This is a genomic window from Leifsonia sp. McL0618 (assembly GCF_049994905.1).
Classification (GTDB): Bacteria; Actinomycetota; Actinomycetes; order Actinomycetales; family Microbacteriaceae; genus Diaminobutyricibacter.
The window spans coordinates 1798260-1817658 of sequence record NZ_CP188258.1; the positions used below are offsets into that span (position 1 = coordinate 1798260).

The window sequence follows — 19399 nt, forward strand, 5'->3', positions numbered from 1 at the left end:
GATGAAAATACTTGGCTCGCCGTCGTTCTAGACTCGACACATGCCTGAAATCGACTGGAAACCGCGTTCGCGGGTTGTCACCGACGGGATCGAAGCCACCACCAGCCGCGGAATGCTCCGGGCGGTCGGTATGGGCGACGCCGACTGGGAGAAGCCGCAGATCGGTATTGCGAGTTCGTGGAACGAGATCACGCCGTGCAACCTCTCCCTCGACCGGCTCGCACAGGGAGCGAAAGAGGGCGTCCACTCGGGCGGCGGTTATCCTCTCCAGTTCGGCACCATCTCCGTCTCCGACGGTATCTCGATGGGCCACGAAGGCATGCACTTCTCGCTCGTCTCCCGTGAGGTCATCGCCGACTCGGTCGAGACGGTCATGATGGCCGAGCGCCTCGATGGCACCGTGCTGCTCGCGGGCTGCGACAAGTCGCTGCCCGGCATGCTCATGGCCGCCGCACGACTCGACCTGGCCGCTGTGTTCCTCTATGCCGGCTCGATCGCACCCGGGTGGGTCAAGCTCTCCGACGGTACGGAGAAAGACGTTACTATCATCGACTCGTTCGAGGCGGTCGGTGCATGCAAGGCCGGCAAGATGAGCGAAGAAGACCTCAAGCGCATCGAGTGCGCCATCGCCCCCGGCGAGGGCGCGTGCGGTGGCATGTACACCGCGAACACGATGGCCTCGGTCGCCGAAGCGCTCGGCATGAGCCTTCCCGGCTCTGCTGCACCGCCCTCGGCCGACCGGCGTCGCGACTACTTCGCGCACCGCAGTGGCGAAGCCGTCGTGAACCTCCTCAAGCTCGGCATCACCGCCCGCGACATCCTCACCAAGAAGGCCTTCGAGAACGCGATCGCCGTCGCGATGGCGTTCGGCGGCTCGACCAACGTCGTACTGCACCTCCTGGCCATCGCCCGCGAGGCGGAGGTCGACCTGACCATCGACGACTTCAACCGCATCGGCGACACCATCCCGCACATCGGCGACCTGAAGCCGTTCGGCAAATACGTCATGAACGATGTCGACCGCCACGGCGGCGTGCCGGTCGTCATGAAGGCACTCCTCGACGCGGGCCTGCTGCACGGGGACTGCCTCACAGTCACCGGCAAGACGGTGGCCGAGAACCTGGCGGAGATCAACCCGCCGGCGCCGGACGGCGAAGTGATGCGCACGCTCGACAACCCGATCCACAAGACCGGTGGCATCACCATCCTCAAGGGTTCGTTCGCGCCCGAAGGCGCCGTCGTCAAGACGGCCGGGTTCGACGCCGACGTGTTCGAGGGCCCGGCCCGCGTGTTCGAACGCGAGCGGGCGGCGATGGATGCGCTGACCGAGGGGTCGATCAGCGCCGGCGACGTGGTCATCATCCGCTACGAAGGCCCGAAGGGCGGGCCCGGTATGCGAGAGATGCTCGCCATCACCGCCGCCATCAAGGGCGCAGGGCTCGGCAAGGATGTACTACTATTGACCGACGGTCGATTCTCAGGCGGCACAACCGGACTGTGCATCGGCCACATAGCACCCGAAGCGGTGGACGCAGGTCCAATCGCCTTCGTGCGCGATGGTGATCTGATACGGGTCGATATCGCAGCTCGCTCCCTCGACCTACTTGTCGACGATTCCGAGCTTGCCGCCCGCCGTGAAGGCTGGGCACCGCTACCTCCGCGCTATACCCGTGGCGTTCTCGCAAAGTACTCGAAGCTCGTGCACTCCGCCGCGGAAGGCGCGATCACCGGGTAGCTTGCGCTCTCATCATCCGTTTCGTACGTAGGGATTCGCTCACTCATGTCCACGGAACCACCAACGACAGTGTTACCGACACCGCAGCCCGGCAGGGCGGCGCCCGAACAGCTCACCGGGGCCGAAGCGGTCGTTCGCACGCTGGAACTGCTCGGCATCGACGACGTCTTCGGGCTGCCCGGCGGCGCCATCCTTCCCATCTACGATCCGCTCATGGATTCGAAGAAGATCCGTCACATCCTGGTCCGTCACGAACAGGGCGCAGGCCACGCCGCTGAAGGCTACGCGGCGGCAAGCGGCCGGGTCGGTGTCGCCATGGCGACGAGCGGCCCCGGTGCGACGAACCTGGTCACGGCGATCATGGACGCGCACATGGACTCGGTGCCGACGCTGTTCATCACCGGTCAGGTCTTCTCGACTCTGATGGGCACGGATGCGTTCCAGGAAGCCGACATCGTCGGCATCACGATGCCGATCACGAAGCACTCGTTCCTCGTGAAAGACGCGGCGGACATCCCCTCGACGATCGCCGCAGCCTTCCACATCGCGGGCACCGGTCGCCCCGGCCCGGTGCTCGTCGACATCACCAAAGACGCTCAGCAGCAGACCGTGCCGTTCATCTGGCCGCCGAAGATCGACCTGCCGGGCTACCGGCCGGTGACCAAGGCGCACGGCAAGCAGATCCTCGCCGCAGCCCAGCTGCTCGCGGAGGCGAAGAAGCCGATCCTCTATGTCGGCGGCGGCGTGATCCGTGCCAACGCATCCGAGGAGCTCCTGGCCCTCGCCGAGGCGACGGGCGCTCCGGTTACCACGACGCTGATGGCGCGCGGCGCGTTCCCCGACTCGCACGCGCAGCATCTCGGCATGCCCGGGATGCACGGCACGGTGCCCGCAGTGCTCGGCCTGCAGGAGGCCGACCTCATCGTCTCCCTCGGTGCACGGTTCGACGACCGTGTCACCGGCAAGACCGCGCTCTTCGCTCCGAACGCGAAGGTCGTCCATGTCGACGTCGACCCGGCAGAGATCTCGAAGATCCGCACGGCCGATGTCCCGATCGTCGGCGATGCCAAGGACGTCATCGTCGACCTCACCAGCGCGTTCAGGCAGGCGACGAAAGACAGCGCGCCCGACCTGGTCGAATGGTGGACCTACCTCAACGGGCTTCGCGAGGAGTTCCCGCTCGGGTACTCGCCGACCTCCGACGGGCTCATGGCCCCGCAGTATGTGATCCAGCGGATCGGCGAACTGACGGGGCCGGAAGGCATCTTCACCGCAGGCGTCGGCCAGCACCAGATGTGGGCGGCGCAGTTCATCAAGTACCAGCGTCCGAACTCCTGGCTCAACTCCGGGGGAGCGGGCACGATGGGGTACTCGGTTCCTGCGGCGATGGGTGCGAAGGTCGCGGAGCCCGATCGAGTGGTGTGGGCGATCGACGGCGACGGGTGCTTCCAGATGACCAACCAGGAGCTCGCCACCTGCACGATCAACAACATCCCGATCAAAGTGGCGATCATCAACAACTCGTCGCTCGGCATGGTGCGCCAGTGGCAGACGCTCTTCTACAACGGCCGCTACTCCAACACCGACCTCAACACCGGGCACGACACCATCCAGATCCCTGACTTCGTGAAGCTGGCCGAGGCGTATGGCGCGCTCGGCATCCGGGTGACCCGAGAAGAGGACGTCGATGCGGCCGTGAAGCTGGCCCTCGAGACCAACGACCGGCCCGTCGTCATCGACTTCGTCGTCAGTGCGGATGCGATGGTGTGGCCGATGGTGCCGCAGGGCGTCAGCAACAGCTACGTGCAGTACGCCAAAGACCACAGTCCCGCGTTCGAGGAGGAGTAAGCCATGAGCACGCACGTCCTTTCCCTCCTCGTCGAGGACAAGCCCGGTCTGCTGACCCGCGTGGCGGGGCTCTTCGCCCGTCGCGGCTTCAACATCGAGAGCCTCGCGGTCGGCACCAGCGAGATCGAAGGGCTCTCACGCATCACCGTCGTGGTCGACGTCGAAGACCTTCCGCTCGAGCAGGTGACCAAGCAGCTCAACAAGCTGATCAACGTGATCAAGATCGTCGAACTCGACCCGGCGCAGTCGGTGCAGCGCGAGCACCTGCTCATCAAGGTGCGCGTCGACAACGCGACACGGTCGCAGGTGCTCGAGGCCGTCAACCTTTTCCGTGCACGGGTCGTCGACGTGGCAACGGATGCGCTGGTGATCGAAGTCACCGGCGACAGCGGCAAGACCCAGGCACTGCTCAAGGTGCTCGAGCCGTACGGGATCAAGGAGATGGCTCAGTCCGGTCTGCTCGCGATCGGCCGAGGCTCGAAGTCCATCACCGAACGCGTTTTCAAGAATTAGCTCGAATCAACAACTAAGGAGAAACCACTCGTGGCTGAGATCTATTACGACAACGACGCCGATCTGTCGATCATCCAGGGCAAGAAGGTCGCCGTCATCGGCTACGGCTCGCAGGGGCACGCACACGCGCAGAACCTTCGCGACTCGGGCGTCGAGGTCGTCGTCGGCCTGAAGGAGGGCTCGAAGTCGAAGCCGAAGGCCGAAGAGGCCGGCTTCCAGGTGCTGAGTGCGGCCGACGCCGCCAAGTGGGCCGACGTGATCGTCATCCTCGCTCCCGACCAGGTGCAGCGCCACCTGTACGCCGACGACATCCAGCCGAACCTGTCCGAGGGCAACGCTCTCGTCTTCGGCCACGGCTTCAACATCCGCTTCGGCTACATCGAGGCCCCCGAGGGGGTCGACGTCATCATGGTCGCCCCCAAGGGCCCGGGTCACACGGTGCGCCGCGAGTACGAGGCCGGCCGCGGCGTGCCGGTGATCGTCGCCGTCGAGAAGGACGCGACCGGCAACGCCTGGCCCCTCGTGCTGAGCTACGCCAAGGGAATCGGCGGCCTTCGCGCCGGCGGCATCAAGACGACCTTCACCGAAGAGACCGAGACCGACCTGTTCGGTGAGCAGGCCGTGCTCTGCGGCGGTGTCTCGCAGCTGGTCCAGTACGGGTTCGAGACCCTCACCGAGGCCGGCTACCAGCCGCAGGTGGCGTACTTCGAGGTGCTGCACGAGCTCAAGCTCATCGTCGACCTGATGTGGGAGGGCGGCATCGCCAAGCAGCGCTGGAGTGTCTCCGACACGGCCGAGTACGGCGACTACGTCTCGGGCCCGCGCGTGATCGACCCGCACGTCAAGGAGAACATGCAGGCGGTCCTCGCCGACATCCAGGACGGAACCTTCGCGGCACGCTTCATCGCCGACCAGGACGCCGGAGCTCCCGAGTTCTTCGCGCTTCGCGCCAAGGGCGAGGCGCACCCGATCGAGGCGACCGGACGCGAACTCCGCAAGCTGTTCGCCTGGAACGCCTCGAACGACGACGACTACGTCGACGGCGAAGTCGCCCGTTAGTCGTATCGACCGTCGAGTCGTCATCAACCACCCTGTTTCTCGCGGAATTCGGGTAATTGGTGACGACTCGGTCATTTCTGCAGAGGAACCGCGTATGTCGCAAGCACTTGCCGTCGAGATCGCGGTCCAGGACCCGGCCGGGGTGCGCATCGCGCTGGAGGCCGGGGCCGACCGGATCGAACTCTGTTCGGCGCTCGGCGTCGGCGGCCTGACCCCGTCGGCAGGATTGATCGCGACCGCCGTCGCACTCGAGCGGCAGGCGGGCCGCGACCGGTTCGTGCACGTGCTGGTGCGTCCGCGCGCAGGCGGATTCGTCTACACGGACGACGAACTGGGACTGTGTGTCGCCGATGTGATCGCTGCCCGTGAGGCGGGCGCCGCAGGAGTCGTCGTCGGTGCACTCACCGCCGACGGCGCGATCGACCGGGGAGCCGTGGAGGCGTTCGTCGCCGTGGCCGGTCCGCTCGAGGTCACCTTCCACCGTGCGATGGACATCGTGGAGGACCCGCTCGCGAGCGTGGACGCCCTGGTGGAGCTCGGAGTTGCACGCATCCTGAGCTCGGGCGCCGCCCCGCGCAGCATCGAGGGAGCCGAAGCACTTGCCGCGCTGGTCGCACGGGCGGCCGGCCGCATTCAGGTGATGGCAGGCGGCGGCGTGGCCGTCGCCGACATCGCCGGGCTCGCCGGGGCGGGCGTGGATGCCGTGCACCTCTCGGCGCGCACCACCGTCAGCGGAGCGCCGAGCGGCCCGGGCGGCGGCGAATCGAGCTACGACGTCACCGACCCTGAGGTCGCCGCCGCGGCAGTGGCCGCAGTGCGCGCGATCTGACGTGTAACCGTGCGAAACAGGGCATGCGCCTGCCGGTAAAGTGTGGGGTGACCGCGCCCCAATGACCGTGGCGCCAGCATCCCAAGCCTGCTCCAATCAAAGGAACTGCCACGTGACAAAGCCGGTCGTCCTGATCGCCGAAGAACTTTCGCCCGCCACCGTCGACGCCCTCGGGCCCGACTTCGAGATCCGGAACGTCGACGGAACCGACCGGCCGGCGCTGCTGTCCGCCCTCGCGGATGCTGAGGCGATCCTCGTACGGTCGGCCACGAAGGTCGACGCCGAGGCGATCGCCGCCGCACCAAGGCTCCGGGTCATCGCGCGTGCCGGCGTGGGCCTCGACAACGTCGACATCAAAGCGGCGACCACCGCAGGCGTCATGGTCGTGAACGCCCCGACCTCGAACATCATCTCGGCCGCGGAGCTGACCGTCGGCCACATCCTCAGCCTCGCCCGCCACATTCCGGCCGCCCACAGCTCGCTCGCGCAGGGCCAATGGAAGCGCTCGAAGTACACGGGCGTCGAACTCTACGAGAAGACCGTCGGAATCATCGGGCTCGGCCGCATCGGCGCACTGATCACGGCGCGCCTGCAGGCTTTCGGAACCAAGGTCATCGCCTACGACCCGTACGTGACCTCGGCGCGCGCACAGCAGCTGGGAGTGCAGCTGGTCACCCTCGACGAGTTGCTCGCCGAGTCCGACTTCATCACGATCCACATGCCGAAGACGCCAGAGACGACCGGCATGATCAGCGACGACCAGTTCGCGCTGATGAAGCCGACGGCCTTCATCGTCAACGTCGCGCGCGGCGGACTCATCGACGAAGACGCCCTCTACCGTGCCCTCACCTCCCACACGATCGCCGGTGCCGGCCTCGACGTCTTCGTGAGCGAGCCGCCCGCCGAGTCGCCCCTGCTCGACCTGCCGAACGTCGTCGTCACTCCGCACCTCGGCGCATCCACCGATGAAGCGCAGGAGAAGGCGGGCGTCTCGGTCGCCAGGTCGGTGCGGCTGGCGCTCTCCGGTGAACTCGTGCCCGACGCGGTCAACGTCGCCGGGGGTGTCATCGACCCGTACGTACGGCCCGGCATCCCCCTGCTCGAGAAGCTCGGGCAGGTCTTCTCCGGCCTCGCGCACAGCCCGCTCACCAGCGTCGACGTCGAGGTGCGCGGTGAGATCGTCGAGTTCGACGTGAGCGTGCTCAAACTGGCCGCACTGAAGGGCATCTTCACCAACATCGTCAGCGAGAACGTGTCGTACGTGAACGCGCCGATCCTCGCGGAACAGCGCGGGATCGAGGTGCGCCTCATCACCGACTCGGTCAGCGAGGAGTACCGCAACCTGCTCACGCTCCGCGGGGCGCTCAGCGACGGGTCGCAGATCTCGGTGTCGGGCACCCTCACCGGGACGAAGCAGATCGAGAAGCTCACCGAGATCAACGGGTACGACGTCGAGGTGCCGCTCGCCGAGCACCTGATCGTCATGATCTACGACGATCGCCCCGGAATCGTGGCGGTCTACGGCCACGAGTTCGGCCAGGCCAACATCAACATCGCCGGCATGCAGATCGCGCGTACGTCCGCCGGCGGCAAGGCGCTGAGCGTGCTGACAGTCGACTCGCGCGTGCCGGAGGGCCTGCTCGAGACGGTGCGGATCGCCATCGACGCCGACCTCATGCACGAGATCGACATCACCGAGCAGTAGGCGCGCCCGCGCCCGCGCCCGGTCGCCGTCCTGCCGGCCGGGTGGGGCGTACGGTGGTGCGATGGACCGTTGGGTGAATTTCGCCATCGTCGCCGGCGGTGCTTCCGCGGCGTTCGTCGGTCTCCTTTTCGTATCCGTCTCGATCCGCGCGGACACGATTGCGCATTCGCCGAGCCTGCGGGCTCGCCTCGCCCAGGTTCTGACGATCTTCCTCGGCATCCTCATCTCGTGTGTGTTGATTACGCTGCCGAATCCCGCCGACTGGGTTGTGGGAGCCGAACTTCTCGCGACATCCGCCGCGATGTCCGCATCGCTGATCTTCCTCGGTCGTCGGGCAGTGCGAAATCGAGACAGCGACCCGCTGGAGCGCACGCTCGACAGGCTCAACCCGAACGTCACGACGGCGGTGTTGATCGGGCTCAGCGGGGTCGCGCTCCTCTTTGGAATCGAATCCGGGTTGTTCCTGCTTTCGCTCGCGGTGATCGTCGGCTTCGTCGGTGGCGGGCTGGGTGCGTGGCTGGTATTGGTGCGACCCGACGGATGATCCTCGGGCGGGGGTAGCCTACGAGGTGCCTGGCTCGTCAGAGAAGTTTTCACCGTCGTTGTCGATTCCGGGTGGTCTCGCACGTCGTAGGGATGTCAACCGATCCAGACCCAAGGAGTGATGATGGCTGAAGAGTACATTGTGCTGATCCGCGAACCGGAGTGGGACCCTTCCCAGGTGTCCGAAGACGACTGGAAGGCCGAAACGGCGGCTCATGCGGCGTTCGCGCAGGCCGTCGTGGAGGCCGGAGCGCAGATCCTCGGCGGCGACGCGCTCATGCCGACGGTAATGGCAGTGAAGATCACGCCGGGGCGTGACGGCTCTCCCGCCGTCTTCACAGACGGCCCATTCACCGAGATCAAAGAGTACGTGACCGGGTACTACAAGATCGGTGTCCGCGATGCGGCCCAGGCGCGCGAGCTCGCCGCACTGGTACCGACCGGGGGCTGGGTGGAACTCTTCCCGGTCATGGACACCAACTCGATGTAACAGCCTTCCTGCAAGGTGGTCGCACCGCACGCCGCCGCGGTTTCGCGGTTGAATGAGGTGTGACCACCGAGCTCGAGAGTGCGTTCCGCCAGGACTGGCCGCTCATCCTCGGCGCCGTGGTGCGCTACACAGGCGACCTGCAACTCGCCGAAGACTCCGTGCAGGAGGCGTTCGTGCGTGCCCTGGCGGCTGAGACCGACGGTGCCGTGGTGACCAACCCGTCTGCGTGGATCACTACCGTTGCGCGCCGGATTGCGATCGACACCATCCGAAAAGGGCAGACGCTCGCGCGCTCCCTTCCCGCGCTCGCGACCGAAGCACTGCTGTCGAACGAGACCGCCATGCCCGACGAATCCTTCACTTTCACCGGCGATGAACGCCTGGAGCTCATCCTGCTCGTCTGCCACCCCGACCTCGCCGAGGAGGCGCGGGTCGCGATGGCCCTGCGCTTCGTCTGCGGCGTCAGCACCCGCGACATCGCAACGGTGTTCCTGGTGCCCGAGCCCACGATGGCCGCCCGGCTCACGCGCGCGAAGAAGCGCATCCACGACTCGCAGACACGTTTCTCCTTCGACGACGAGGCGGTGGTCGCCCGGCGCGTGCCCGACGCGCTGACGACCCTCTACCTGCTGTACACCGTCGGTCACGCCGCCCCAGACGGGAGCCCTCTGTCGACGAGGGAGTACCGGCGCGATGCGATCGCGCTCGCCCGGGATCTCGTGCGGCTCGCGCCGTCGGACCCTGAGGCATCCGGACTGCTCGGACTGCTCCTCCTCACGGAGGCGCGCCAGGGCACGCGTTTCGATGCGGATGGCGAACTCCGGTCGCTTGAGGACGCCGACCGCTCGCTGTGGGACAGGCGCGCGATCGATGAAGGCGTCGAGCTCGCGACCCGGTCTCTCCCCGGTCGCGGCCGATTCGCTTTGCAGGCGGGGATCGCCGGCCTTCACGCGCTGGCACCGACCTGGAGGGCTACCGACTGGACCATGGTCGCCCGGCTGTACGACCGGCTGGCCGAGGTGTGGCCGTCACCGTCGGCACAGCTCAGCCGGATCGTCGCCCGCGGTTACAGTGACGACATCGGACCAGAGGTGGCGCTGGCCGAACTCGACGGCCTCGACGACGACCTCGGACCGTCTCTGCGGGGACAGGCTGCCGCGGTGCGCGGCGACCTGTTGCGGCGGGCCGGTGAGGCCGAGGCGGCTGTCTTCGCGTATCGCGAGGCGATCGCGCTCGAGCCGAACGACCGGGTGCGCCGCTTTCTCGAGAGACGCGTAGCGGAGCTGGGCGGCTGAGTCAGCACTGTCGCGTAGCGGAGCTGGGCGGCTGAGTTAGGAGCGGCGATCGACCAGGTCGGCCACGACGGCGAGCAGCCGGTCCATGTCGTCCTCGGACGAGATCAACGCCTCCGCGCTGGGGAGCATGGCTGAGTTGTAGTACATGCCGTCGCCGAGCAGCATCACGGCCCTCGCGACGGCGGGGTCGTGCACGGTGTCTTCGATGATCGCGAGCCAGTCCGCCTGCATACGCTGGAGCGACTGCCGCGCGCGGGGGTTGGCCCCCTGGGCAAGTCGGGCGACGGCGATGATGGTCCGGTCGAGCGGGCTCTGCGACGACACGGAGGTGCGGATGAAGTACTCGACGGGCCCGGAGGGGGCGGTGCGCATCCGTTCCAGGTCGACCTCGACCTGACCGGCGAGCCGGTCGAGGACGCCTTCGACGAGCGCATCTTTGGACGCGAAGTGGTAGAGGAGCCCTCCCTTGGAGACACCGGCGCTGCGGGCGACGGCCTCGAGTGTCGATGCCCGCTCGCCGTGCTCGATCAGCAGCTCTTCGAAGGCGTCGAGAATGCGATCGCGAGCGGACGGTGTTGCGGCCATGGGGCCATCGTAGCGGGCTGGGACTGGATACTGTACCGGCTGGACGGTATAGTAAAAAGGGACCGCATATTCCAAACGAATGAAAGAGCACGATCCATGACCGGCCCCGTCACGACATCCACGTCTTCGAGCGCGGCGCGCACGATCGGAACGCGGCCGGCGCGAGCCGGGGTGCGCCAGTGGGCGGCCCTCGTCGTGCTGATGCTGCCGGTGCTCCTGGTCTCCGTCGACAACACGGTGCTGAGCTTCGCCCTCCCGTCGATCTCGAAGGCGCTCGAGCCGACCGGTACGGGCATGCTCTGGATCATCGACGCGTACCCGCTCGTGCTCGCAGGCCTCCTGGTGTCGATGGGCAGCCTCGGTGACAGGATCGGGCGCCGCCGGCTCCTGCTGATCGGCTCGATCGGCTTCGCCGCCGTCTCGGTCGGTGCAGCATTCGCGCCGTCGACGGAATGGCTGATCGCGGCCCGCGCGGCCCTCGGGTTCTTCGGCGCAATGCTGATGCCTTCGACCCTCTCGCTGTTGCGCAGCGTCTTCGTCGACCGAGATCAGCGCCGCCTGGCGATCGCCGTCTGGGCATCCGGCTTCGCCGCCGGTGCAGCGCTCGGGCCGATCGTCGGGGGAGTGCTCATCGAGCACTACTGGTGGGGTGCCGTCTTCCTGCTCGCGGTTCCCGTGCTCATTCCGCTGCTGGTGCTCGCGCCCCTGCTCATCCCCGAGTCGCGCGACCCGAATCCCGGGCCTGTCGACGTGGTGAGCATCCTGCTGTCACTCGCGACCATGGCCCCGATCGTGTACGGGATCAAGTCGCTCGCCGCGGACGGCGTGAATGCGATCGCCGCTGCGGCCATTGTGGTCGGTCTCGGCGCCGGCTCATTGTTCGTGCGACGCCAGCTGCGCCGCCCGGTACCCATGCTCGACATGAGACTGTTTCGCAACCGGGCCTTCAGCGGCGCCGTGGTCGTGAACCTGCTGAGCGTCATCGCGCTCGTGGGCTTCCTGTTCTTCGTCTCGCAGCACCTGCAGCTCGTCCTCGGGCTGAATCCGATCGACGCGTCGCTGGTGCTGCTGCCGGGCCTGGTGACGATGATCATCGCCGGACTCGTGGTCGTACCCATCGCACGGCGGGTCCGGCCCGGCATCCTTGTGCCGGTCGGCCTCCTGGTCTCGGGGGCGGGTTACGGGATCATCGCGCTGCTCGGCGGAGCCGCCCCGGCATCCACCCTGATGATCGCCTTCATCGCGCTCGGTGCCGGGATCGGGGCTGCCGAGACGGTGTCGAATGAGCTCATCATCGCGAGCGCGCCTGCCGACAAGTCGGGCGCAGCATCGGCGGTGTCGGAGACCGCCTACGAGCTCGGGGCCGTGCTCGGTACGGCGACGCTCGGCACGATCCTCACAGCGTCGTACCGGGCGGCGGTCGTTCTGCCCGACGGGCTGGACGCCTCCCAGCGGGCCGTCGCGCACGAAACACTCGGCGGGGCGACGACGGTGGCCGGGTCACTGCCGACCGGGCTCGCTGAGCAGCTGCTCGAGTCCGCCAGGCACGCGTTCGACAGCGGAGTGGCGCTGACCGCCGGCATCGGCGCCCTGCTCATGGTCGTCGCCGCAGTCGTCGCCTTCGTCGGGCTCCGGGCCGTGCGGCCGTAGAACAGATCGTTCCTGAACAGGTCGTGCCTGAACAGGTCGTGCCTGAACAGGTCGTGCCTAGATGTCGGCGTCGTCGCGGCGCTCGGTCGTGTTGTACCTCAGGCCGGTCGCAGGGTCGATGCCTTCTCGCACCGTGATCGTCGAACGGCGCTTCCTCACGAGCAGGATGATGCCGAGGATGATCACCAGCACGCCGGCGCCCATGAGGATGTACCCCAACACCTGCAGATCGATCCACGAGGGACTGACCGTGATGGCGAATGCGAAGATCGCGCCCACTACGAAGAGGAAGATACCGCCGCCGAGGCTCATGTGCTCACCCTAAACCTGTCGGACCGGTCAGGGCCAGAGCCGACCCGCAGCACCGGTACTCTGGCAGTACGTGTCGCAGATCTACGCAGGAGTGTCATGTCGCAGTCGTTCAAACTCGCCGTCATCCCCGGGGATGGCATCGGACCCGAGGTCGTCGCTGAAGCCGTCAAGGTGCTGGATGCGGTGACAGCCGGCACCGACCGCACCTTCGAGAAGACGCACTTCTCGCTCGGCGCCGCGCGGTACCTCGAGACGGGCGACGTACTCACGGATGACGACCTGGCGTCGATCAAACTGCATGACGCCATCCTGCTCGGCGCTGTCGGCGGCGTGCCGGGTGACCCGCGCCTCGCGAACGCCAACATCGAGCGCGGCCTGCTGCTGAAGCTCCGGTTCTCCCTCGATCACTACGTGAACCTTCGCCCGACCCGGCTTTTCCCCGGTATTGCCAGCCCACTCGCCGAACCGGGCGAGGTCGACTTCGTCGTGATCCGCGAAGGCACGGAGGGTCCCTACGTCGGCAACGGCGGCGCGATCCGCGTCGGAACACCGCACGAGGTGGCGAACGAGGTCTCCGTCAACACCGCGTTCGGCGTGGAGCGCGTCGTTCGCTTCGCGTTCGAGCAGGCTGAGGCGCGTCGCGGCAAGCTCACCCTCGTGCACAAGACCAACGTGCTGACGTTCGCCGGGGGACTCTGGAAGCGCACGGTCGACGCTGTCGCTGCCGAGCATCCGTCGGTCGCTGTGGACTACCTCCACGTCGACGCGGCCACCATCTTCTTCGTGACGAATCCTGCTAGATTCGATGTGATCGTCACGGACAACCTCTTCGGCGACATTCTCACCGATCTCGCGGCCGCAATCAGCGGTGGCATCGGACTGGCAGCCTCGGGCAACATCAACCCCACTGGCGTCTTCCCCAGCATGTTCGAGCCGGTTCATGGGTCGGCTCCCGACATCGCAGGCCAGCAGAAGGCCGACCCCACTGCAGCGATCCTCTCTGTCGCGCTCCTGCTCCGCCACCTCGGAGCAGCCGATGCCGCCGACCAGGTGGACCGGGCCGTAACCGCCGACCTTGCAGGCCGAGGCTCGTCGCCGCGCACGACCGCCGAAATCGGCGACGCAATAGTGGCACTGCTGACGCAGAATTAGATCACCAGCTCTCAAAGGATTGTCATGACCGCTCCCACCGCAACAGCCGCTCCTGCCGCCCTCGACTTCGCCGTGACCCGCAACCTCGCGGCGCGTGGACGTGGCGAGCGCGAGGAGATCCTCGCGAATCCCGGTTTCGGAAACTATTTCACCGACCACATGGTCGACATCTGCTGGTCGGCGAAGGGTGGATGGCACCGTCCCCGTGTCTCGCCGTACGGTCCCATCCAGCTCGAGCCGTCGGCCGCGGTGCTGCACTACGCACAGGAAGTGTTCGAGGGCCTCAAGGCGTACCGCCACGAGGACGGCTCGATCTGGACGTTCCGGCCGGAGGCGAATGCGGCGCGCATGCAGCGCTCCGCACACCGCCTAGCGCTTCCCCAGCTCCCGGTCGAGTACTTCCTCGAGTCGCTGCGGCAGCTCATCGCCGTCGACGGCGACTGGGTTCCGGATGCGGCCGAGACCAGCCTCTACCTGCGGCCCTTCATGTTCGCCAAAGAGGCCTTCCTCGGCGTGCGCCCTGCGAACAAGGTCGCCTACTACGTGATCGCAAGCCCGGCCGGCGCCTACTTCACGGGCGGGGTCAGCCCGGTGTCCATCTGGCTCTCCGACCACTATTCGCGAGCGGGCAAGGGCGGCACGGGCGCGGCGAAGACCGGCGGCAATTATGCTTCGAGTCTGCTTCCGCAGTCGGAAGCGTACGAGCACGGATGCGCACAGGTGCTCTTCCTCGACGCGACGGAGGGCAAATACCTCGAGGAGCTCGGGGGGATGAACGTGGTGCTGGTCTACAAGGACGGCACCCTGGTGACGCCGCAGTCCGACAGCATCCTCGAAGGGATCACGCTGAATTCGGTGCTGCAGCTGGCGCGCGATCGCGGCCACAAGGTGGAGGAGCGCCGCGTGACGATCGACGAATGGCGTGTCGGCTACGAGTCCGGCGACATCACCGAGGTCTTCGCCTGCGGAACCGCTGCAATGATCACACCGATCGGCGAACTCAAGGCCGAGGGCTTCACGATCGGCGACATCACGGCGCCTGCCGGCGAGCTCACGATGTCGCTCCGCGACGAACTCACCGACATCCAGTACGGCCGTCGTGCCGACCGCCACGGTTGGATGACGCGTCTCGACGCCTGACGGCCCCGGTTGACGGGATCGGCCCCTTCGAACAGCCTCGAAGGGGCCGGTCTCGTCAACCGGGATCTCTGCTAACGCCCCAGTGCGCGCACGACGGCGTCGACGTCGTCCATGGTGTTCCAGAGGTGGAAGGCGACCCGGGCACGCCCGGCGCGCCCGGAGGCCCGGATGCCTGCAGCGGCGAGCGAAGCCAGGTCGCTGCCGTCGGCATCCGGCCACGTGATGATGGCCTGGCCGTTCGCCTCGATCCCCAGCCGATCGCACAGGGCGTCGCCGAGGCCCGACGTGTGTGCGTGCACGGCGTCGATGTCGAGGCGTCGGAAGAGGTCCAGTGCGGCGGCGGTGCCCGGCCACACGGGCCACGCGGGGGAGACGTCGAAGCGGCGTGCATCCGACGCCAGCCCCATCCCGGGGCCGTAGCAGGACTGCCACGGGTCGTGCCCCGCGTACCATCCCGCCTGGATCGGCCGCAGTACGCCGTCGATGTTCTCGCCGACGTAGAGGAAGGCGGATCCGCGCGGAGAACAGAGCCACTTGTATGCGCTGCAGGCCAGGACGTCGAACTGCCCGGCATCCACCGGATACCAGCCCGCCGCCTGCGTCGCGTCGCAGAAGGTGAAGACATCGTTTGCTCGTGCCGCCGCGACGACAGCGTCGACGTCCGCGATCTCGCCGGTCGCCGACTGGACGAGTGAGAAGGCGACGAGCCAGGTGCGCGAGGAGATCGAGCCTGCGAGCGCGCCGAGCGGCACGTGGCGAACGGTCACGCCGCGGTGGGCCTGCACGAGGAACGGGAAGACGATCGAGCTGAAGTCGCCGTCGACGCACACGATCTCGGCGCCGTCGGGGGCCGCCGCCGCGACGACACTCGCCAGTACGGACACCTGGGATCCGATTGCCACCCGGGCCGGCCCGACGTGCACCAGCTCGGCGAAGGACGACCGCGCGGACGCGACCGGGATGTCGTAGCGGTCGGCCCGCGTCTCGCCCCGCTCCCACGTCTCGAGATCGTCGCGCGTCGCCGCGAGCGTCGCATGCAGGGGAAGGCCCTGGGTGCACGCCGCGAGGTAACGCGGGCCCGCTGTGAACTGGGTGCGCGCATCCTCGATGGTGATGCGGTCGAGAGTCGGGGTGGGCATGAGTCCAGCGTGAGGCAAACTCATTCATTCGACCAGAGCCAGTATGTAATTGAAAACATTGCTCTGGGTTATGATTCGGGCATGACCCTCCAATCGGATGCGATCCATCTCGACCTCGATTCGCATGCGCTTCGCGTCGTGCGCGCCGTCGCCGACCACGGCACCATCACCGGGGCAGCGCGCGCCCTCGGCTATAGCCAGCCTGCGATCAGCCAGCACCTCAAAAGGCTCGAAGCGCGCATCGGCATGCCGGTCGTCTCCCGTGTCGGCCGCGGTGTCGCCCTCACCGAGGCCGGGCGCGTCCTGGCGCGCCACGCCGCCACGGTCACGACCGCGCTCGACGCTGCTGCCGGTGAACTCGCCGACCTCTCCGGTCTTCGTTCGGGCCGGGTTCGTCTGGCCGCGTTCCCGTCCGCGTCATCGACGATAGTTCCCCGGCTGCTGCGAACCATGGCGGAGACCCATCCCGGCGTGCGGATCACCTATACGGAGGCGGAACCGCCCGAAGCGGTGCAGTCGGTGCGCGCGCAGGCCGCCGACCTCGCGATCACGTTCAGTTATCCGGGCGACCGCGTCGACCCCCACAAGGAGAGCGCGCGCGGGCTCGCCGTGGTTCCCGTCTGGTTCGACGAGATGGTGGTCGCACTGCCCGCGGATCACCCGCTGGCCGGCGAGCCGACCGTCGACCTCGCCCAGCTGGCAGACGAGTCGTGGATCGCCGGATGCCCGCGCTGCCGCGGCCATCTGCTCGAACTGACCGACCACTGCGACTTCAACCCGCGCATCGCGTACGAGACCGACAACTTCGTCGCCGTGCTGAGCATGGTCGCCGAGCGTGTCGGCGTGGCGCTCCTGCCGTCGCTCGCCGTCGCATCCGCGGGCCTGCACCCTGGCGTCGTCGTGCGCCCCACCTCCAACCGGGATCGCCGCACAGTCAATCTGGTCGGCTCCGTGGGCGCAGACCAGGTGCCCGCGATTGCGGCGGCCGCCGACGTACTCGTGAATCTCGACGCAGGCGAATGGATGCTGACCTCCGCCGATCGCTAGGCTCGAGGCGTGAAGATTGCACGTTTCAGCCATGAAGGCACCCTGTCCTACGGAATCGTCGACGAGAACGAGCTGGTGGTCCTGGCGGGCGACCCGATGTTCGCCGGGTTCGACACGACGGGGGAGCGCGTTCCCCTCAGCAAGGTCAGCTCTCTGCTTGCACCGGTGATCCCGCGCTCGAAGGTGGTGGCCGTCGGCAAGAACTACCGTGAGCACGCCGCCGAGATGGGAGGCGAAGCGCCGGAAGCCCCGCTGCTGTTCCTCAAGCCCAACACGTCCGTGATCGGCCCGGGCGACACGATCGTGCTGCCGCCCCAGTCGCACCAGGTCGACTTCGAGGGCGAGCTGGCCGTGGTCATCGGACGCATCGCGAAGAACGTGACGGCCGCGAACTTCGCCGACTACGTGTTCGGTTACACGGTGGCCAACGACGTGACCGCACGGGACCTCCAGAAGACGGACGGCCAGTGGGCGCGCGCCAAGGGGTTCGACACCTTCTGCCCGCTCGGACCGGTCATCGAGACGGAGTTCGACCCGTCAGAGGCGACGCTGCGCACGCGGGTGAACGGATCGGTGAAACAGGATGGCGTTCTGAGCGACATGGTGCACGGCGTGGCCGAGATTGTCGAGTACGCGTCGAGTGTCTGGACCCTTCTGCCCGGAGACGTGATCCTCACCGGCACGCCCGCCGGCGTCGGGCCGATCGTCGACGGCGACACGGTCGAGGTCGAGATTTCGGGCATCGGCTCCCTGAGCAACCCGGTGCGCGCCAGAGCGCAGTAGCCGCCCGGCAGGCTGTAGCCCCCCGGTAGGATGGGCATCGTATGTCTGACACCACCGCGCACCCATTCTCAACGGCGACCGGCGCTGACGTCCGCGTCCGCTTCTGCCCGTCACCCACCGGCACACCGCACGTCGGCCTGATCCGCACAGCCCTCTTCAACTGGGCATACGCGCGGCACACGGGCGGCAAGCTGATCTTCCGCATCGAAGACACCGACGCCGCCCGTGACAGCGAGGAGAGCTTTGCGCAGATCATCGACGCGCTGACGTGGCTCAACCTGAACTGGGATGAGGGCATCGACGTCGGCGGCCCCAACGAGCCGTACCGCCAATCGCAGCGCTACGACATCTACCGGGGTGTCATCGACCAGCTGAAAGCGTCCGGGCACATTTACGAGAGCTTCGCGACCGGCGAAGAGATCGAAGCGCGAAACGTCTCGCTCGGTCGTGATCCGAAGCTCGGGTACGACAACTTCGAGCGCGACCTGACCGACGACCAGCGCGCCGCCTACCGTGCTGAAGGTCGCGAGCCCGCCTTGCGGCTTCGCGTGCCCGACACCGACCTCAGTTTCCACGACCTGGTGCGAGGCGAGATCACGTTCCCGGCCGGTTCGTTCAGCGACTTCGTCGTCGTGCGTCCCAACGGGCATCCGCTCTACACGTTCGTCAACCCGGTCGACGACGCGCTGATGGGCGTCACCGACGTGCTGCGCGGCGAGGACCTGCTGTCGTCGACGCCGCGCCAGATCGCCCTCTACCACGCCCTCATCGACGTCGGGCTGACCACGTTCGTTCCGCGCTTCGGCCACCTGCCGTACGTGATGGGCGAGGGCAATAAGAAGCTCTCGAAGCGCGACCCCGAGTCGAATCTGTTCCACCACCGCGAGCGCGGATTCATTCCGGAAGGCCTGGTCAACTACCTCGCGTTGCTCGGGTGGTCGCTGACCCACGACCGCGACGTCTTCTCCATCGACGAGATGGTCGCGGCGTTCGACGTGGTCAACGTGAACCCCAATCCGGCCCGGTTCGACGTCAAGAAGGCCGAGTCGATCAACGGCGACCACATCCGCCTGCTCGACGTGGACGACTTCGCCGCCCGCACCGTGCCATACCTGCTCGCGGCCGGCGTGCTCGACGAGCCGATCAGCGAGCACGACGCGGCAATCCTCTCCGAGGCGGCACCGCTCGTCCAGGAGCGCGTGCAGCTGTTGGGGGAGACGCCCGGGATGCTCGGCTTCCTCTTCACGGATGCCACGTCGCTGGTCGTCGAGGACGATGCTCGCGCATCCCTGCCCGCCAACGCCGGTGAGATCCTTGCTGCATCCCTCGGTGCGCTGGAGCTGGTGCGCGAAGCCGAGTGGACCCACGAAGAGATCGAATCAGCGTTGCGGGACGCACTCATCGAAGGGCTCGCGCTCAAGCCGCGCGTGGCGTTCGGGCCTCTGCGTGTCGCAATTTCCGGCCGCCGCATCTCGCCGCCGTTGTTCGAGTCCATGCAGATCCTGGGCAAGGGTGAGACGCTCGCGCGCATCGACCGGCTCTCGGCCTCACTGGCCCGCTGAGCGGAATCTGGC

18 protein-coding genes are annotated in these 19399 nt (G+C 67.2%); 15 read left to right on the forward strand and 3 right to left on the reverse strand.

Annotated features, from left to right (window positions below; all coding sequences use genetic code 11):
* Positions 1–40 precede the first annotated feature (40 nt).
* The 9 genes from ilvD to ACPPVQ_RS08605 all read left to right on the forward strand — a co-directional run bounded on the left by ilvD (position 41) and on the right by ACPPVQ_RS08605 (position 10017).
* The gene (gene ilvD / locus ACPPVQ_RS08565; RefSeq protein WP_426520581.1) at positions 41–1735 is read left to right on the forward strand and encodes a dihydroxy-acid dehydratase; all 1695 of its coding nucleotides are present in this window, start codon (positions 41–43) and stop codon (positions 1733–1735) included.
* A 45-nt stretch (positions 1736–1780) separates the two neighbouring features.
* The gene (locus tag ACPPVQ_RS08570) at positions 1781–3583 is read left to right on the forward strand and encodes an acetolactate synthase large subunit (RefSeq protein ID WP_426520583.1); all 1803 of its coding nucleotides are present in this window, start codon (positions 1781–1783) and stop codon (positions 3581–3583) included.
* A gap of 3 nt (positions 3584–3586) precedes the next feature.
* Positions 3587–4096, forward strand: a complete 510-nt coding sequence (gene ilvN / locus ACPPVQ_RS08575; protein WP_426520585.1) for an acetolactate synthase small subunit — start codon at positions 3587–3589, stop codon at positions 4094–4096.
* Positions 4097–4126: 30 nt separating this feature from the next.
* Positions 4127–5155 carry a ketol-acid reductoisomerase gene (gene ilvC / locus ACPPVQ_RS08580; RefSeq protein WP_426520587.1) on the forward strand — a complete coding sequence of 343 codons (1029 nt, stop codon included), beginning with the start codon at positions 4127–4129 and terminating at the stop codon, positions 5153–5155.
* Positions 5156–5249: 94 nt separating this feature from the next.
* Positions 5250–5984: a copper homeostasis protein CutC gene (locus tag ACPPVQ_RS08585; RefSeq protein WP_426520589.1), complete on the forward strand. Its 735-nt coding sequence runs from the start codon at positions 5250–5252 to the stop codon at positions 5982–5984.
* A gap of 112 nt (positions 5985–6096) precedes the next feature.
* On the forward strand, positions 6097–7689 hold the full coding sequence (serA, locus tag ACPPVQ_RS08590; RefSeq protein WP_426520591.1) for a phosphoglycerate dehydrogenase: 1593 nt from the start codon (positions 6097–6099) through the stop codon (positions 7687–7689).
* A gap of 61 nt (positions 7690–7750) precedes the next feature.
* A complete protein-coding gene (locus ACPPVQ_RS08595; protein ID WP_426520593.1) occupies positions 7751–8233 on the forward strand; it encodes a hypothetical protein in 483 nt (160 codons plus the stop codon).
* 123 nt (positions 8234–8356) lie between these two features.
* Positions 8357–8722, forward strand: coding sequence for a YciI family protein (locus tag ACPPVQ_RS08600; protein WP_426520595.1), 366 nt, complete (start codon positions 8357–8359; stop codon positions 8720–8722).
* A 59-nt stretch (positions 8723–8781) separates the two neighbouring features.
* The gene (locus tag ACPPVQ_RS08605) at positions 8782–10017 is read left to right on the forward strand and encodes an RNA polymerase sigma factor (protein ID WP_426520597.1); all 1236 of its coding nucleotides are present in this window, start codon (positions 8782–8784) and stop codon (positions 10015–10017) included.
* Positions 10018–10053: 36 nt separating this feature from the next.
* Here the strand turns inward: ACPPVQ_RS08605 and ACPPVQ_RS08610 are convergent, their stop codons facing one another.
* Entirely contained in the window at positions 10054–10602 is a 549-nt protein-coding gene (locus ACPPVQ_RS08610) for a TetR/AcrR family transcriptional regulator (protein WP_426520599.1), read from the reverse strand.
* Between the two features lie 96 nt (positions 10603–10698).
* On the opposite strand from ACPPVQ_RS08610, the gene ACPPVQ_RS08615 reads away from it, so the two are divergent.
* The gene (locus ACPPVQ_RS08615) at positions 10699–12252 is read left to right on the forward strand and encodes an MFS transporter (protein WP_426520601.1); all 1554 of its coding nucleotides are present in this window, start codon (positions 10699–10701) and stop codon (positions 12250–12252) included.
* A 57-nt stretch (positions 12253–12309) separates the two neighbouring features.
* Here the strand turns inward: ACPPVQ_RS08615 and ACPPVQ_RS08620 are convergent, their stop codons facing one another.
* Complete coding sequence (locus tag ACPPVQ_RS08620; protein WP_426520602.1) at positions 12310–12564, reverse strand: DUF6458 family protein; 255 nt, start codon at positions 12562–12564, stop codon at positions 12310–12312.
* 96 nt (positions 12565–12660) lie between these two features.
* On the opposite strand from ACPPVQ_RS08620, the gene ACPPVQ_RS08625 reads away from it, so the two are divergent.
* Positions 12661–13716 (forward strand): 3-isopropylmalate dehydrogenase, encoded by a 1056-nt coding sequence (locus tag ACPPVQ_RS08625; RefSeq protein WP_426520604.1) that lies wholly within the window; start codon positions 12661–12663, stop codon positions 13714–13716.
* Positions 13717–13740: 24 nt separating this feature from the next.
* Complete coding sequence (locus ACPPVQ_RS08630; protein ID WP_426520606.1) at positions 13741–14856, forward strand: branched-chain amino acid aminotransferase; 1116 nt, start codon at positions 13741–13743, stop codon at positions 14854–14856.
* Between the two features lie 71 nt (positions 14857–14927).
* Here ACPPVQ_RS08630 and ACPPVQ_RS08635 read toward each other — a convergent pair whose 3' ends face one another.
* Positions 14928–15995 (reverse strand): aminotransferase class V-fold PLP-dependent enzyme, encoded by a 1068-nt coding sequence (locus ACPPVQ_RS08635; protein ID WP_426520608.1) that lies wholly within the window; start codon positions 15993–15995, stop codon positions 14928–14930.
* An 81-nt stretch (positions 15996–16076) separates the two neighbouring features.
* Here ACPPVQ_RS08635 and ACPPVQ_RS08640 point away from each other — a divergent pair, with 81 nt between their 5' ends.
* Genes ACPPVQ_RS08640 through gltX form a run of 3 tightly spaced genes read left to right on the forward strand, consistent with a single transcriptional unit; the run spans position 16077 to position 19387 of the window.
* A complete protein-coding gene (locus ACPPVQ_RS08640; protein WP_426520610.1) occupies positions 16077–17042 on the forward strand; it encodes a LysR family transcriptional regulator in 966 nt (321 codons plus the stop codon).
* A 9-nt stretch (positions 17043–17051) separates the two neighbouring features.
* Positions 17052–17825, forward strand: a complete 774-nt coding sequence (locus ACPPVQ_RS08645; protein ID WP_426520612.1) for a fumarylacetoacetate hydrolase family protein — start codon at positions 17052–17054, stop codon at positions 17823–17825.
* A gap of 41 nt (positions 17826–17866) precedes the next feature.
* On the forward strand, positions 17867–19387 hold the full coding sequence (gene gltX / locus ACPPVQ_RS08650) for a glutamate--tRNA ligase (RefSeq protein WP_426520614.1): 1521 nt from the start codon (positions 17867–17869) through the stop codon (positions 19385–19387).
* The last annotated feature ends 12 nt before the right edge of the window (positions 19388–19399 follow it).